The organism is Streptomyces flavovariabilis (assembly GCF_000725785.1).
Taxonomy (GTDB): Bacteria; Actinomycetota; Actinomycetes; order Streptomycetales; family Streptomycetaceae; genus Streptomyces; species Streptomyces hawaiiensis.
Window position 1 is genome coordinate 207,326 of record NZ_JNXD01000001.1, and the last position, 15,267, is coordinate 222,592.

11 protein-coding genes are annotated in these 15,267 nt (G+C 71.5%); all 11 read right to left on the bottom strand.

What is annotated here, in order from left to right:
- Positions 1 to 15: 15 nt before the first annotated feature.
- The 11 genes from IO24_RS0100930 to IO24_RS0100980 all read right to left on the bottom strand — a co-directional run bounded on the left by IO24_RS0100930 (position 16) and on the right by IO24_RS0100980 (position 15,248).
- Positions 16 to 1,362 (bottom strand): vWA domain-containing protein, encoded by a 1,347-nt coding sequence (locus IO24_RS0100930; protein ID WP_031130692.1) that lies wholly within the window; start codon positions 1,360 to 1,362, stop codon positions 16 to 18.
- 99 nt (positions 1,363 to 1,461) lie between these two features.
- Positions 1,462 to 2,877: a PP2C family protein-serine/threonine phosphatase gene (locus IO24_RS0100935; RefSeq protein WP_107062876.1), complete on the bottom strand. Its 1,416-nt coding sequence runs from the start codon at positions 2,875 to 2,877 to the stop codon at positions 1,462 to 1,464.
- A 3-nt stretch (positions 2,878 to 2,880) separates the two neighbouring features.
- The gene (locus tag IO24_RS0100940) at positions 2,881 to 5,484 is read right to left on the bottom strand and encodes a serine/threonine-protein kinase (RefSeq protein WP_031130696.1); all 2,604 of its coding nucleotides are present in this window, start codon (positions 5,482 to 5,484) and stop codon (positions 2,881 to 2,883) included.
- 17 nt (positions 5,485 to 5,501) lie between these two features.
- Positions 5,502 to 6,839, bottom strand: a complete 1,338-nt coding sequence (locus tag IO24_RS0100945) for a coiled-coil domain-containing protein (protein ID WP_031130698.1) — start codon at positions 6,837 to 6,839, stop codon at positions 5,502 to 5,504.
- A gap of 79 nt (positions 6,840 to 6,918) precedes the next feature.
- On the bottom strand, positions 6,919 to 7,896 hold the full coding sequence (locus tag IO24_RS0100950; protein ID WP_045295866.1) for a glutamate ABC transporter substrate-binding protein: 978 nt from the start codon (positions 7,894 to 7,896) through the stop codon (positions 6,919 to 6,921).
- Between the two features lie 68 nt (positions 7,897 to 7,964).
- The gene (locus IO24_RS0100955; RefSeq protein WP_031130703.1) at positions 7,965 to 9,416 is read right to left on the bottom strand and encodes a hypothetical protein; all 1,452 of its coding nucleotides are present in this window, start codon (positions 9,414 to 9,416) and stop codon (positions 7,965 to 7,967) included.
- A 342-nt stretch (positions 9,417 to 9,758) separates the two neighbouring features.
- Complete coding sequence (locus IO24_RS0100960) at positions 9,759 to 10,727, bottom strand: N-acetylglucosamine kinase (RefSeq protein ID WP_031130705.1); 969 nt, start codon at positions 10,725 to 10,727, stop codon at positions 9,759 to 9,761.
- A complete protein-coding gene (locus IO24_RS0100965) occupies positions 10,718 to 11,983 on the bottom strand; it encodes a 6-phospho-beta-glucosidase (RefSeq protein ID WP_031130707.1) in 1,266 nt (421 codons plus the stop codon). The genes IO24_RS0100960 and IO24_RS0100965 overlap by 10 nt, the downstream gene beginning before the upstream one ends.
- 89 nt (positions 11,984 to 12,072) lie before the next feature.
- Entirely contained in the window at positions 12,073 to 12,966 is an 894-nt protein-coding gene (locus IO24_RS0100970; protein ID WP_031130709.1) for a carbohydrate ABC transporter permease, read from the bottom strand.
- Entirely contained in the window at positions 12,963 to 13,907 is a 945-nt protein-coding gene (locus IO24_RS0100975; protein WP_031130711.1) for a carbohydrate ABC transporter permease, read from the bottom strand. Before IO24_RS0100975 ends, IO24_RS0100970 begins: the two co-directional genes overlap by 4 nt.
- A 3-nt stretch (positions 13,908 to 13,910) precedes the next feature.
- Positions 13,911 to 15,248 carry an ABC transporter substrate-binding protein gene (locus IO24_RS0100980; RefSeq protein ID WP_031130713.1) on the bottom strand — a complete coding sequence of 446 codons (1,338 nt, stop codon included), beginning with the start codon at positions 15,246 to 15,248 and terminating at the stop codon, positions 13,911 to 13,913.
- Positions 15,249 to 15,267 lie beyond the last annotated feature (19 nt).

A 15,267-nucleotide genomic window follows, 5' to 3' on the forward strand; every position in this document is an offset into this window, starting at 1 on the left:
TCGATCTCTTCCAGGTCACTTCTTGACACGAACAGTCTTGGTGGACCGGGTTTCGAGCGTCATCTCGTCCGCCTCCGCGACCTTCGCCTTCAGTCGCACAGTACCGGTCGCGGCGTCGACCACGTCCACCACCTTCGCAAGCAGTTTCGCAGTATCGGCGTTCCCGGAGGCACTCGCGAGCTGAACGGCCCGGCCCAGTTTGGCCGTTGCTCCGTCCATATCTCCCGACTTGCGGAGATCCAGCCCTTGTTGGATGACTTGCGCCAGTTCGGCCTGCCCGGTGTAGTGGGCGACCTGAGGGTTGATCGACGTCGAGGCGACCATGTCGTCCGTCCACACGGCCCGCACCAGGCCCTGCGCGCCGAGGTTCCGGACGCTGCCGTCGGGCTGCGGAATGACCAGTGAGATCCGGGCCGCCAGCATCTCCTGCCCGATGTGCGCGACCGGGACCTCGACGCAGACGTGGTAGTCACGGGACTCGTCTCCCCAGGAACCGAGGGGATAGTCGCCGGCGCGCGGGCCCGCCTCGGTGCGCCGGCCGGTCAGGTCCTCGACCGTCGGCGCGACCTGCTTGACGTACTTCACGGTGGTGTCGACCGGGGTCCACAGCCGCAGGGAGACGTCCGCGACCTCCTTGCCCATCGCCGTCTCCATCATCTGCGTGAAGTCGGCGGCGAGCCCGGCGGGATCGGCGACGATGTCGGCGGTGCCGAGCAGGGCGGAGGCGATCCCTGTGACTTCTTTCACTTCCCAGTCGGTGCCCACGCCCCGTGCGTCACACGTGAAACGCCCGGCGCACGCGTCGAGCGCGGCCTTCAGGTCCTGGGGCGACTCGTGCTCGTTGCGGCCGTCGGTGAGCAGGATGCCGTGCCGGATCGCGACGTCCGCGGAGGACAGCAGGCGGTCGGCCAGTCTCAGCCAGGTGCCGATGGCGGTGCCGCCGCCCGCGCTGAGCGAGCGCAGCGCCTGCTTGGCCTGCTCGCGGGTGGTGGCGTCGGCGACCGCGACGCGACCGCCGCCCGGGTAGACCTCCTTCGCCACGTGCGTCCCGCCGATCACCGCGAAGTGCACGCCGTCGCGCAGGGTGTCGATCGCGGCGGCCGTGGCGTCGCGGGCGTTGCGCATCTTGGTCGGCGGGTAGTCCATCGACCCGGAGCAGTCGACCATGACCGCCACGGCCGCGGACGGGCCCTGGCCGGGCGAGAAGAGGTGAGGCGCCGCGACCGCGCTGCCGATCGTGCCGCCGCCGGTCGCCGTCACCGTGACGATGGCGTTGACCTCGCCGGCGCCCTCCGGCAGGTACTCGTTCTGGTACACGTCCACCGAGAACTGGGGCGCGTTCGACTTCGAGAAATTGGCCATGCCTGCTTCGATCCCCCTCGAAAGCCCCCGCCGCAGCGGGGTGATGACGGTAGGCGGACCGGTCCCCTCCGGTCCGCCGAGGCGTCCCCGTACGCGGCCTCAGGCCGATCCTGCCCCCTGGGGCAGGGCCGGGAACGGCACGAGGGCCACTGTTACGTTGTCGTGGCCCCCGCCGTCCAGGGCGTGGCCGACGAGCACCCGGGCGCTGTGCAGCGGATGCGTGGCGGCATCGAGCGGGACGACCCGCGCCATCTCCTCGGCGGCCTCCGCGTAGTTCCACAGGCCGTCCGTGCAGACCACCACCACGCCCGGCCGGTCCGGCTTGAACGCGGCGGTGTGCGGTTCCAGCTCGTAGGCGTCCGCGCCGAGCCAGCCGGTGATCGCGTGGGCGCGCTCGTCGGCGTAGGCCTCGGCCTCGTTCATCAGGCCCGCGGCGACCATCTGCGCGGCCCACGAGTCGTCCTCGGTGAGCCGGGCGGGGGGAGCGCCGCGGTCGACCGGGACCCAGTAGGCGCGGCTGTCGCCGACCCAGCCGACGATCAGCAGGCCCGACGTCACCACGGCGCCGACGATGGTGCACGCCGGTGCGTTCTGGTGGGGGGCCTGCTCACGGACCGTGGCGGGTTCCCCGGCGAGGGAGTTGACTGCGCGCGAGGCGGCGAGGATCGCGTCGTGCATCGCCTGCTGCGGGTGCGTGCCGCGCGGCAGGGCCGCCAGCAGCGTCTCGCCCGCCGCCTTCGAAGCCGCCGCGGAGGCGTCGTCGGGGCGGGTCGCCGAGGAGACGCCGTCGCAGACGACCGCGACGGAGGCGGGGGAGCCGTCGGGCAGCACGGTGGTGCCGATGGCGAACGCGTCCTCGTTGCGGTGGTGGCGCAGGCCGCGGTCGCTGACCGCGGCCACCGGGCCGGACTCCTGCTCCATGTGGTCCCGTTCGCGCGGCTGGGCGTGGCCGCAGTTCTCGCAGTAGCCGTCGTCGTCCACGCGGCCGGCCCGGCAGGCGACGCAGACCTTGCCGCCGGCGCCCGCGGCCTGGGCCGCCGGCTCGGCGGACACCCGTGGGTCCGGTGCCTGGAGGAGGTACTCGTCGGGCTGTGTCTGGTAGATCTCCGGCGACGCGGCGGCCCCCTCGGGCTGCGGCGGCCGGTCGAACCGCACGCCCCCGGCCGCGGCCGGCGGGACGCCGGGGGGCGGGGGCGTCTCGGGCGGCAGCGCGGAGCCGCCGGAGTCCGTGCCCGGCAGGTCCGTCGGCAGGTGCACCGCGTCCGGGGCGCCCGCGCCGTCCGGCCCGGCGGCGGGCCAGGCCGCGCCGGCGGGTGGCGCCGGCGGGGGCTCGGTATACGCACCGGCCGGGGCGCCCTGCGCGGGCACCGAGCCGTTCATGGTGATGGTCGGGTTGTCCTGAGGCCGTGCCGGCACGGCGGACAGGTCGTATCCGCACGCGCCGCAGAAACGGTCACCCGACTCGAGGGGTTCCTCACAGCTCGGGCAGGCGGACAACTGGGGCATCTGCGACATCAACTACACCCACGTCCGGGGGCGGTAACGATTGGCACGTTCCACCAGGTCGATCCTCTCCTCGCCGCCCCGCGCCAGCCGGGCCAGCGTGCGGTACGAGCGTTCCAGGCCGAAACGCAGGCCCCGCTCGTCCAGGTCGCTGCCGAGCAGCGTCCGTCCCCCGGCGGCATGGGGTTCCCCCCTGCTCGAACGTAGTTGCGAGCCTGGGGGAGGGGCGGAACCCTGGCCCCCGGAGAGTACCCAGTCCAGCGCGCAACCGAGGACTTCGGCCGACAACTGCTCGCGGCGCGCCGGATCCAGACCGTACGCCTCCAGCGCCTCGACCTGCGCCGCGGCGGCCGTCAGATCCTCCAGGAACGGTGCGTCGGAGGCGGTCGCCGTGCGCCGGCGCAGCCGTCCCCGGACGGCCGCCACCCGTGCTGCCGTGTAGTGGATGGAGGACTCCGGGACCGACTCCAGCGTCCGCACGGCACCGCGCCGGTCCCCCGTCGCCAGCTGCACGCGGGCCAGGCCGAACGCGGCACTCACATAGCTCGGATCGGTCGACCACACCAGCCGGTAGTACTCGGCGGCGTTGTCGAGCTGGCCCAGTACCTCCGCGCACAGGCCGAGCGCCAGCTTGGGCGCGATCTCGCCCGGGAAGGCGTCGTAGATCGCGTCGAAGGCCAGCGCGGCGCCCTCGTCGTCGCCCGTGACCAGCGCCGCCACGCCCCGGTACCAGACCACCCGCCAGTCGTCGGGCCGCTCGCCCTCCAGCGCGACCAGCGCCTGCAGCGCGGCGGCCGGATCGCCGGTCTCCAGCCAGGCCCGGATCTGCCTCAGCCGCGTCTCGATCGACGGGGCCGGGGCGGCGGCCAGGGCGCCGAGCAGTTCGGCCGGGGCCGAGGTCATCAGACCCGCGAGGAAACCGGCGTTGGGGTCCGTCGGGTCGACGCGCGGGACGGGCAGGGCGAAGGCCGCGGCGGGGGTGTCGACGGGCTTGACGAGGCTGTGCGGGCTCTCGGGCCTCTGCGGGGGCGGCAGGGCGGCAGGAGTGCCGGCGCGAGCCCCGGTCCGCACCGCCCGGGCTCCCAGGCGGGACACGTCGCCGTCCAGCCTCGGGAACAACTCCGTGTCCGTGACCCGCAGTTCCGGTCCGAACAGCGTGGACAGGGCCGGGCGGGCGCGGCCCGTCTGGAGGGAGACGACCTCCCGCAGGACGCCCGTGAGCTGCTCGGCCATCTCCTGCGCGGAGGCGAACCTGCGGGCCGGGTCGGGATCCGTGGCACGGACCAGGAGCCGGTAGAACGACTCGTACTGCCGGAACACCTCGATGTGGTCCGGGTCGGGCAGGGAGTCGGCGTAGACGTTCGTGTAGCCCTGGAAGTCGAAGGTCAGGACGGCCAGGGTGCGGGCGACCGTGAAGAGGTCGCTCGCCACCGACGGGCCCACCTCGGCCACCTCCGGGGCCTGGTAGCCGACCGTGCCGTAGATGGCCGACTCCTCGTCGTCCATACGGCGCACCGCGCCCATGTCGATCAGCTTCAGCTGGTCCTCGGTCTGGATCGCGTTGTCGACCTTGAAGTCGCAGTACAGCAGGTTCCGGCTGTGCAGATGCCCGAGCGCCTCCAGCGCCTCGATGCCGTACGCGCAGGCCTGCTCCACCGGCAGCGGGTCACGCCTGCCCTGCGCGGTGCGGCGGGCGTTGGCGATCTCCTTGAGGGACTTGCCGCCGACGTACTCCATGACGATGTAGCCGTCGAGCGAACCCGTGCGCTGGTCCAGGTGCTCCACGAAGTTGTAGATCCGCACGATGTTGGCGTGCTCGATCTCCGCGAGGAAGCGCCGCTCGGAGATCGCCGCCGCCATCGCGTCCTGGTCGCCCGTGTCCAGCAGGCCCTTGAGGACCACCCAGCGGTCCGAGACCGCCCGGTCGACGGCGAGGTAGATCCAGCCCAGGCCGCCGTGCGCCAGGCAGCCGACCACCTCGTACTGGCCGTGCACCACGTCCCCGGCCCTCAGCTTCGGCACGAACGAGTACGGATGACCGCACTTGGTGCAGAAGCCCTCCGTGCGGCCCGGCCGGTCGCCGCGCGCCCGGCCCACCGGGGCGCCGCAGTCGGAGCGCGAGCAGAACCGCTTCCGCTCGGGCACCTCGGGGTTGTCCAGGACCATCTCGCGCGGGTCGGGCCGCGGGATCGGCGGCACCTGCACCAGCCCGGCCCCCAGCCGGCCCCGGGACCCGGAACCGGCGGTCGAGCCCGAGCTGCGCACCGACACCGAGCGGCTCGTCGACTTGCCCGACAGGGACCGCGACAGGCGCCCCGACACCGAGCGGCGGGACTTCGACGACTGGGACGACGTCCGCGAACTGCGGCTGCCGGAGCGGGTACTGCCGCTGCCGGCGGACCCGCGGGAGCCGCCCCTGCCACCGGCGGTGATGCCGGTGGCGGGCGAGCCGACCATGCCTCCCCCGGAGGGGGGACCCCCAGCCCCGACGACCGGGGCGAGACCGCAGGTGTCGCAGTACAGTTCGCCGCCGCCCACGTCCTCGTAGGTGCCGTCGCAGGCGGGGCGCTGGCAGGTGCGTGGAGGCGCGCCGGATGGCTCGTGCGGTGCCTGACTCATGGACTCCCCCTCGTCGCTCATGCGCCCGGCCCCCTCCGGCCGTCCTCGGGCACTCCCTGGTCCGGCACCCGCGGGCCGCCGCCCAGCAGCTCGGCGGCCGCGTGCTGGTAACGCAGCACCGCCTGCTCGGCGGCGCGCAGGTCGCAGGGGGCGCTCCACAGCATGCGGCGCGCCTTCTCGTAGCGCTCCACCAGCAGCGTGTCCTCGGCGAGGCCGTGCCGGGCGACCTTCGCCTTGTACGCGTCCAGCCGGCCGCGCAGTTCGGCGCGGACCGCCAGCGGGGCGGTCACCGCGGTCAACGACTCGCGGGCGCGCAGCAGTTCGTCCTCGGCCTTGCGCTCCAGCGACTCCAGCAGCGGGGACAGCCGGTGCCATTGCGCGTGCCTGCGGTACTCGGCGGCCGCCGCCACCTGTTCCTGCAGCGCGGTCGGCGGTCCGCTGACGACCGGGACCTCCGTCGCCGCGATCTTCGCGAGGACCTCGCCCCGGGCGGTGCGTGCCTCGGCGAGTGTGCGGTCCGCGCGGCTGAGGATGTCCCGCAGTTTGACGATCCGCGTCTCGGCGTCCTGACGTACCGTCAGCACCGCGTCGATCTCGCGGCGAACGTCGTCCAGGGCGCGCGCCTCGCGGTCGTACACCGTCGTGTCCGGCCTGCCGCCGCCCGGCGCCGAACTGCCCTCCGCGGCCAGCCAGAACGCCAGCGGGTCCGAGATCACCTGCTCGCGCAGTTTCGTCAGTATCCGCGTGATGCGCTCCAGGTCGTCGCCCGCGGGGTGCTCGCCGGGCCGCACGCCGACCGAATGCGCGAGCCGGCGGGTGCGCTGGAGTTCCGCCGCGAGCAGATCGATCCGGGCCGGCAGGGCCGACCAGACCGCGTCCGCGGCGACGACCATGTCCAGGCTCGTCGCGTACAGCTCGTTCATCCGGTCGACGAGGGCGGCGAGCGAGTAGCGCTCGCTGAGTTTCGTCGGACCGCCGTGCAGGGTGGGGGCGTTGGCCGTCGCCGTGGCGCTGCCCGCGACGGTGACCGAGTCGCCGTTCAGCAGCTCCGTCAGCTCCACCAGGTCCTCGCGGCTGGACCAGCGGCGGCGGGCCCGGATGTCGCGGGCGGAGCGCAGCGCGTCGGTGTACGCGTCGAAGTACGTCCACAGCAGCGTGATCGACGCCTCCGTGGACGTCCAGCGCTCCTGGGTGACGCCCGTGAGCTCGGCGCCCTCCAGGAGTCTGCGGCCCGCGTGGTCCTGCAGGGCGAGGAGCGAGGTCTCGATCGCCTCGTGCTCCGCGCCGAGCCGCGCCAGCGCACGGTCCACCTCGTCCCGGTCCATCACCGGCCCGGTGGATCCCGTGACGCCCATCGATCACCTCTCGCTGCGGTTGTGTGTCGCGTGCCGTCTGTCGTCTTCTGATGTGGGGTGTTCGCGGGTCCGGCAGGTGTCAGGTTGTGCGGAGGTACTGGGGTGCCGGCGGTTCCGACTTCTTCGCATCCTTGCCCAGTGTTGCCGACAGCCATTGGTCGTACGACGCCTGCCAGCCGTTCGCGGTGTCCTTGCGGTAGTCCACCAGGATCTGGTTGACCCGGCGCACCAGGTCGTCCGCGTCCTTCTTCATCGCCACGCCGTAGTACTCGGCAGTGAAGGCGTCACCCTTGAGCTGGACCGTCGGATCCTGTGCCGCCTGGCTCGCCGCGAGGGCGCCGTCGGTGACCACCGCGTCGACCTCGCCGAGCTGGAGCCGCACCAGGCAGTCGAGTTGGTTCGGGACGGTGGTGGAGATGTCGGTGCTGGCGGGCAGTTCGCCGGCCTTCTGGTCCGCCTCCAGCGTGGAGTACGCCGTGGAGCCGGCTGCCGTGCAGATCCTGCGGTCCGCGAGCGTGTCGTCGTAGCCCTCGATGGTGGAGGACTTGGGGGCCAGGACCTGCTGGCCCGTCTTGAAGTAGGGCGCGGAGAAGGCGACGTCGGCGATGCGGGCGCAGTTGATCGTCATCGTGCGGACGACCATGTCCACGCGGCCGTCCTGGATCGCCGGGATGCGCTGGTCGGTGGGGATCGCCTTGAACTGGACGGCGTCCGGGTCGCCGAGTATGTCCTCTGCGATGCGGTGGACCAGGTCGATGTCGAAGCCTTCGAGCTCCGCGGTCTTGCCGCTGTTGGGGTTGCGGTAGCCCCAGCGGTAGCTGTTCTGGTCGACGCCGACGATCAGCTTGCGCTTCTCGCCCTCGCGGTTCTTGATCGCCCGGATGGTGTCGCCGTCGGCGGAGGAGGGGGAGAGGGTCTGCTTCTCGGGGGCCTCGCAGTCTTCCTCCGCTGTGGTCTGGGCTGTCTGGGTCGCGGTGGTGTTCTGGCCGGCCGTGGTGGCCGTGGTGAGCGGCAGACAGAGGGCCACCAGCGCCACCAGGGCGCAGACGACTGCCATCGCGGTCACTCCGCCCCAGCCCCTGAGCGCGTCTCGCACGGTCGTTCCTCCCTTCGCCCCTGGCCCGTTCACCGGTACTCCGACAGCCTGCGGCCGATACCCAGGACCGCGCCCGCGGCGCCCAGCACCGCGAGTACCGCCGCTCCGGCCGGCATGCCCGTCAGCGCGTCGCGGCCGTCGCCGGCCGCGCGCCTGAACTCCGTCTCCTCGTGCGCGAGTGCGGTGCGCAGGTTCTCGTCGACGCTGTCGAAACACTCGCCCGTCGCGCCCTTGGTGCCGATGACCCTGTCCAGCGCCTGCTGGTAGTTGCCGTTCTCGTCCTGCTCGCGGGCCGCGGTGTGGCGTTTCTTCCACTCCGTCATGTTGCCCACTGCGGCGGTGACGGGGCGCTCCCCCGAGTTGTCGTCGGCGAGCTTCTCCGCTGCCGACAGGTGGGCGGCGAGGGCCTTGATCTCCGTGCCGAAGTCGTAGTCGTAGGCGTCGTAGGTCCGTTCGCCGACCTTCTTCGTCTCGGCGCCGCGGGCCACCAGGGTCAGGTTCTCGTTACCCCTGGCCTTGAGGGAGGCGATGCGCGCGTCGTGCAGGACGTTCAGGGAGCGGACGCCGTGGTCGTAGGAGTCGTCCAGGCCCGCGCGGGCGACGGTGTGGCCGACGACCAGCCAGAGGAGGACGACGGTGGCCGTGGCCGTGGCGGCCACCAGGCCGTGGTTCAGGACCCTGTTCGTCCGCCGGTAGTTGCGGTGCTGGGCCCAGGCGAGGGCGGCCAGGGCGGCGACTCCGAGGGCGATGGCCGCCCAGGGGTAGGGCGTGGCGTCCGCGTAGTCCGCGCTGAGGCGCTGGTTCTCCTTCTTGTACAGGTCCTCCGCCGCTGGGAGCATCTCCTGCTGCATCTTCTCGTTGGCGTAGCGCAGGTAGGCGCCGCCCACGGGGAAGCCCTGGCGGTTGTACGTGCGGGCGCGCTCCACGAGGCCCTTGTACTCCGGGAGGAGCCTGTTGAGCTTGGCGATCGTCGCCGTGGACGGGGAGCCCGGCTCGGCGTTGGCCGCGGCGTTGACGAGCTTCTCGGCGGCCGTGCGGATGTCCCGCTCGTAGCGGTCGCGGGTGGCGGCCGACTCCTGGCCACCGGCGAGGAAGCCGCTGGAGGCGGCGGTGTTGGCGTCCGCGAGGGAGCGGTAGATGTCGGCGGCGTCCGAGCTGAGGGGCTGGCTGCGGGTGAGGACGTCGTCGGCGGCGGCCGCGCGGTCGGTCATCTGCCAGGCGGCGACGGCTCCGAAGGCGATGACGAGGAGGGCCAGGAGGGCGCCGATGACGCGGAGGCGGCCGGGCTCGGTGGTGGCGGCGGAGCGGAGCTGGTCGAGGCCCTCGGCGAAGGCGGTGCGGCGGGGGGCCGCCGGGGGTGTCGAGGGCGCCGGGGTGTTTTCGGGGGACCGGGCCGGGGGTGCCGCCTGTGCCGGTACCGCAGGCAGGACGGGCAGGCCCGGGCCGGGTGGTGGCGGGCTGCTCTTCGGCGTGTACGTCACTGTGACCTCCCCCGTGGTCATCCGTCGCCGCAAGTATCGCTGCCGGGACCGACATCCGCACCGGCCTTGCCTGGATCTTGATCGGATCGCAGCGTGGAGCACCACCCCATGCACCACCCCTTGCCCAGGAACACGTACGGGGGGCTGGTTCGGTTCCCGGGGGTGGGGGTGTGTGCTTCGCCGTCGCGCCGTATTGGGTCGGGGCCGCGCCGGGGGGTGTCCGTCCCCGGAACGGCGCGATGGGGTCTCACGCCGACTGTGTGCCCGTTGACGCGCCAACCAGCTGCGGGCGGACACCCCCCCGACACGGCCCCTTCTCGCCCGTACGCGGGTGCGGGCGCGTCAGCTGTTGTAGTACGCCCGCAGCCTCTCCTGCGCTCCCTTCTGTGCTCCGGTGTGGTCAAAACCCAGCAGCGCCGCGCCCAGGACCGGGCTCGACGTCACCACCCGGGGTACCGCCTTCGGGGCGCGGGCTGTCAGCAAGTGCTCGATGTGGTCGTTGAGTTGGGGGTGCCGGGCGGCCAGGACGCCGCCGCCCAGGAGGACGGGGGTCTCCTCGGACAGGAGGTCCAGGCGGGCCAGGGCGACGACCGCCATCGAGACCACCTCCTCGGCCTGGCGTTCCACGAGCGTCCGGGCGATCGCGTCACCGTCGGCCGCCGTGGCGAACAGGACCGGGGTCAGTTCGTGGCGCCGCACTGTCGGGATGTGCTCCAGGTGCAGCGCCTCGATGAGGGCGTACACGGAGGGCAGGCCGAAGTGGGCGGGGAGGGTGTGGGACAGGGCGGTGGCGGCGCCGCGGCCGTCCTCCGCCCGGGACGCGTGCCAGAGGGCCTCCTCGGACAGGCCCCAGCCGCCGCCCCAGTCGCCCGAGACGCGGCCGAGGGCCGGGAAGCGGGCCGTGCGGCCGTCGCGCATGCCTACGCAGTTGATGCCGGCGCCGCAGACGACCGCCACTCCCCGCGGTTCGGTGACACCGGCCCGCAGGATCGCGAAGGTGTCGTTGCGGACCGTCACCGTCGTGCCCCACGCGCGTGCCCGCAGCGCCGCGGCCAGTCGCTCCTCCTCGACGGGGAAGTCGGCGTTCGCCAGGCAGGCCGAGACGTGGGTGACCGAGGTCAGCCCCGCGGTGGTGAGGGCCCGCGCCACCGTTTCGGCCAGGCCTTCCATCGCCGTGTGTACGCCGACGGCCGGTGGACGGAAGCCGCCCCCGCGCGCCGTGGCCAGGACTTCCCCGTCCGCCGTCACGATCGCGACGTCCGTCTTGCTGTTGCCCGCGTCGATGGCGAGGACAGGTGCGCTCAGGCCCACGCGAGGTGCTCCCGGTTGTGTGCGATCAGCCGGTCGGTGAGCGTCTCGGCGTACGCGTACTGGCCGATGAGGGGATGGGAGAGGAGGGCGCGGAAGACGCGGTCCCTGCCGCCGTGCAGGGCGGCCTGGAGGGCCAGGTCCTCGTAGGCCGTGACGTTGGCGATCAGGCCGGCGTGAAGCGGGTTCACGGGCTGTACGGGGAGGGGGGACGCGCCCTTGGCTCCCACCGCCGCCTGGACCTCGATCACCGCGTCGTCGGGGAGGAACGGGAGCGTGCCCCGGTTGTAGGTGTTCACCACCTGGTACGGCGTGCCACCGCCGCCCAGCAGGGCCGCCGCCAGGTCCACCGCCGCCTCCGAGTAGAAGGCACCGCCCCGCTGGGCGAGCAGCTCCGGCTTCTCGTCCAGGGCCGGGTCGGCGTACAGGGCCAGCAACCGGCGTTCCATCTCCGCTACTTCGGCCGCCCGGGACGGCTTCGTCCGCAGTTCCCGTACGACGTCGTCGTGCGCGTAGTAGTAGCGCAGGTAGTAGGAGGGGACCACGCCCAGGGTGTCGAGCAGGGGGCGGGGCAGGCGGAGGTCGGCCGCGATCGCGTCGCCGTACTCGCCCAGCAGGTGCGGCAGGACGTCCTCGCCCTCCGGGCCGCCCAGTCGTACTGCCGTCTCCCAGGTGAGGTGGTTGAGGCCCACGTGGTCCAGGTGGATCTCGGCAGCCTCCACGGACAGCAGCGCCGCGAACTTGCGCTGCAGGCCGATCGCCACGTTGCACAGGCCCACCGCCTTGTGGCCCGCCTGGAGCAGGGCGCGGGTCACGATCCCCACCGGGTTGGTGAAGTCGATGATCCAGGCGTGCGGGTTCCTGCGGCGCACGCGGTCGGCGATGTCCAGGACGACCGGGACCGTGCGCAGGGCCTTCGCGAGGCCGCCGGCGCCCGTCGTCTCCTGGCCCACGCAGCCGCATTCCAGGGGCCACGTCTCGTCCTGCTCGCGGGCCGCCTGGCCGCCCACGCGGAGTTGGAGGAGGACCGCGTCCGCGCCGTCGACCGCCCGGTCGAGGTCGGTCGTGGTGGTGATGCGGCCGGGGTGGGCCTGGCGGTCGAAGATGCGGCGGGACAGGCCGCCCACCAGGGCCAGGCGGTCTTCCGCCGGGTCCATCAGGACCAGTTCCTCGATGGGCAGGGTGTCCCTCAGGCGGGCGAAGCCGTCCACGAGTTCGGGGGTGTAGGTCGAGCCTCCGCCGACCACGGTGAGTTTCACTGAGCGGTCCCTCGCTTCCAGATGCCCGGGACGACGGCCATCGGCCGGGGGTCCGGGGGTTGCCCCCCGGGGAGATGCTGCATGTACGTCTAACCCTTTACTCCGGTGAGCGTGACGCCCTCTACGAACGCCTTCTGGGCGAAGAAGAACACGAGGATCACGGGGGCCATGACCAGCACGGTGGCGGCCATGGTGAGGTTCCAGTCGGTGTGGTGGGCGCCCTTGAACGACTCCAGGCCGTAGGAGAGCGTCCAGGCGCCCGGGTTCTCCGAGGCGTAGATCTGGGGGCCGAAGTAGTCGTTCCACGCGTAGAAGAACTGGAACAACGCCACTGCGGCTATGCCCGGTCTGGCCATCGGGAGGACGACCTTGAGGAGGGTGCGCAGGTCGCCGCAGCCGTCCACCTTGGCGGCGTCCACGTACTCGTCGGGGATCGTGGTGAGGAACTGGCGCAGCAGGAAGATGGAGAAGGCGTCGCCGAACGCCATGGGGATGATCAGCGGCCAGAGCGTGCCGGACAGGTCCAGCTGCTTCGCCCAGAACAGGTACATCGGGATGATGACCACCTGCGGCGGCAGCATCATCATCGAGATGACCAGCATCAGGGTCAGATTGCGGCCGCGGAAGCGGAACTTGGCCAGGGCGTAGGCCACGGGGATCGAGGAGACGACCGTGAGGACCGTGCCCAGGCCCGCGTAGATCAGGGTGTTCCGCCACCACGTGAGGAAGCCGGGGGTGTCGAAGACCTCGGCGTAGTTGCCCCACTCCCAGGTGTGCGGGATCAGGTCGCGGCTGAGCGCCTGGGTGTCGCTCATCAGGGAGGTGAGGAGGACGAAGACGAAGGGGAGGGTGAAGAAGAGGGCCACCGCGATGCCCAGGGAGTGGATCGCGATCCATTCGAGGAGCGCTCTGCGGTGGGCCGTGCGTTCCGCGAGGGAGGGCGGGGCCTTCAGCTCCGGGGGTTTGCCGAGCAGCTGAGTCATCGGTCACCTGCCTGGATCAGGCCGCCCCTGCGGCGCATCAGAAGTGCCGTGAAGGCCATGGAGAGGGCGAAGAGGACCAGGGCGACCACGCAGGCCGAGCCGTAGTCGAAGCGCTGGAAGCCCAGGTTGTAGACGAGTTGGGGGAGGGTGAGGGTGGACTTGTCGGGGTAGCCGGGCTCGAACTGGGTGCCCGCGCCCTGGATCACGCCCGAGGCGACCTTTCCGGCGATCAGGGGTTGCGTGTAGTACTGCATCGTCTGGATGACGCCGGTGACCACCGCGAACATGACGATCGGGGAGATGTTCGGGAGCGTCACGTAGCGGAAACGCTGCCAGGCCGAGGTGCCGTCGAGTTCCGCCGCCTCGTACTGCTCCTTCGGCACGTCGAGCAGTGCGGCCATGAAGATGACCATCAGGTCGCCGATGCCCCACAGGGCCAGGAGCGTCAGGGCCGGCTTCGACCAGGTGGGGTCGTTGAACCAGCCGGGGGTGGGGAGGCCGGCCTGGTCGAGGAGCGAGTTGACCGGGCCCGTGCCGGGGTTGAGCAGGAAGGCGAAGGCCATCGTGGCCGCCACGGGCGGGGCCAGGTAGGGCAGGTAGAAGAGGGTGCGGAAGACACCCGTGGCCGTCTTGATCCTGGTGATCAGCAGGCCCACGCCCAGGCCGAAGGCGACCCGGAGCGTGACCATGATGACGACCAGCCACAGGGTGTTGCGCAGGGCGGGCCAGAAGAAGGGGTAGTGCTCGAAGACGTACGTCCAGTTCTTCGTGCCCGACCAGACGGGCGGCCTGAAGCCGTCGTACCGCATGAAGGAGAAGTAGACGGTGGAGAGCAGGGGGTAGGCGAAGAAGACCGTGAAGCCGATCAGCCAGGGGGAGAGGAAGGCGAGGGTGCGCAGGGTCGAGCGGCGGTGTTTCGCCCGCAGGGTGCAGGTGGTCATGGCTTACTTCGCCTGCGCGATGTCCGTGTCGATCTGCCGAGCGGTTTCCCGAAGGCCCTTCTTCAGGTCGGTGGCCTTGCCGCTTTCGTAGTCGTAGCCGAACTGCTGGATCGTGGTGAGGTAGACGCCGCCGTTGACGGAGGCCGGGGCCGTGGTGGAGTCCGGGTTCGCGGCGATCTCCAGGAACGTCTTGAAGCGCGGGTCGTACTTCAGCTTCGGGGACTTCAGGGCCGCCAGCGTCGAGGGGACGTTGTGGATGGCGTTGGAGAAGTTCACCACCGCGTCCGTGTCCGTCGTCATGTACTTCACCAGCTCCCAGGCCGCGTTCTGCTTCTCGCTGGTCGCGGCGATACCGGCGATGGTGCCCGTGATGTAGCCCTTGCCGTACTGGTCGGCCTGGTCGTCGGGGACGGGCAGCGGGGCCACGCCGATGTCGAACTTCGGCTTGGTGTCCAGGGCCATGCCCAGGCGCCACTCGCCGTCGAGCTGCATGGCGACCTGGCCGGTGTGGAAGGGGTGCTTGGGGCCCCACTCGTCGCCGAGCCGGGAGCGGTAGGTCTCCAGCCTGCGGTAGCCGCCGAGAGTGTCGACCAGGTTCTTCTGGACCGTGAAGGCCTTGGCGAAGGCCGGGTCCTTCGCGACGTTCGACTTGCCGTCCTTGTCGAAGTACGTGGGGGAGAACTGGCCGAGGTAGTGCTCGGTGGTGGTCTCCCAGCCGTGGTAGTTCGGCATGAAGCCGAGCTGCTTGTAGGTGCCGCCCTGGGGGATCGTCAGCTTCTTGGCCACCTGCTCGAATTCCGACCAGGTCTTCGGGGGGCTCGTGATGCCGGCCTTCTCGAACGCCGTCTTGTTGTAGTAGAGGCCGTAGGCGTCGCCGAGGAGGGGGACCGCGCAGCGGTTGCCGTCGAACCGGGTGTACTCGTTCATGGCCTTCGGGAAGGTCTTCTGCGGGTCGATGCTTGACTTCTCGAAGAACGGGTCGAGATTCACCAGGGCGCCCGAGGAGCAGAATTTCCCGACGCTGTTGGTGGTGAACGACGAGATCACGTCCGGGGCCTTGTCGCCGCCGGTGCGCAGGGCCTGGTTCATCTTGTCGTCCGTCATGTTGCCGACGACGTCGACGTGGATGTTCGGGTGCGCCTTCTCGAATCCGGCGACCAGGTCCTTGACGGCCTTCACCTCCGACGGCGCGCTCCAGGCGTGCCAGAAGGTGACGGTCGTCTCCTTGGACGCGTCGTCGTCCGCGCCCGCGTCGGGCCGGCCGGTGCACGCGGTGGCGAGGAGGGCGAGAGCGGCGGAGGCGGCGAGCGCGAGAGTCGCGTTTCTGGATATTCCGGGCATGGCAGAGCTCCCTGAGGCA

Coding starts and splice junctions, on each gene's coding strand:
- IO24_RS0100975 (WP_031130711.1), bottom strand. CDS start 13,907: ATGACCACCTGCACCCTGCGGGCGAAACACCGCCGCTCGACCCTGCGC.
- IO24_RS0100945 (WP_031130698.1), bottom strand. CDS start 6,839: ATGGGCGTCACGGGATCCACCGGGCCGGTGATGGACCGGGACGAGGTG.
- IO24_RS0100950 (WP_045295866.1), bottom strand. CDS start 7,896: ATGGCAGTCGTCTGCGCCCTGGTGGCGCTGGTGGCCCTCTGTCTGCCG.
- IO24_RS0100970 (WP_031130709.1), bottom strand. CDS start 12,966: ATGACTCAGCTGCTCGGCAAACCCCCGGAGCTGAAGGCCCCGCCCTCC.
- IO24_RS0100935 (WP_107062876.1), bottom strand. CDS start 2,877: ATGTCGCAGATGCCCCAGTTGTCCGCCTGCCCGAGCTGTGAGGAACCC.
- IO24_RS0100930 (WP_031130692.1), bottom strand. CDS start 1,362: ATGGCCAATTTCTCGAAGTCGAACGCGCCCCAGTTCTCGGTGGACGTG.
- IO24_RS0100980 (WP_031130713.1), bottom strand. CDS start 15,248: ATGCCCGGAATATCCAGAAACGCGACTCTCGCGCTCGCCGCCTCCGCC.
- IO24_RS0100940 (WP_031130696.1), bottom strand. CDS start 5,484: ATGAGTCAGGCACCGCACGAGCCATCCGGCGCGCCTCCACGCACCTGC.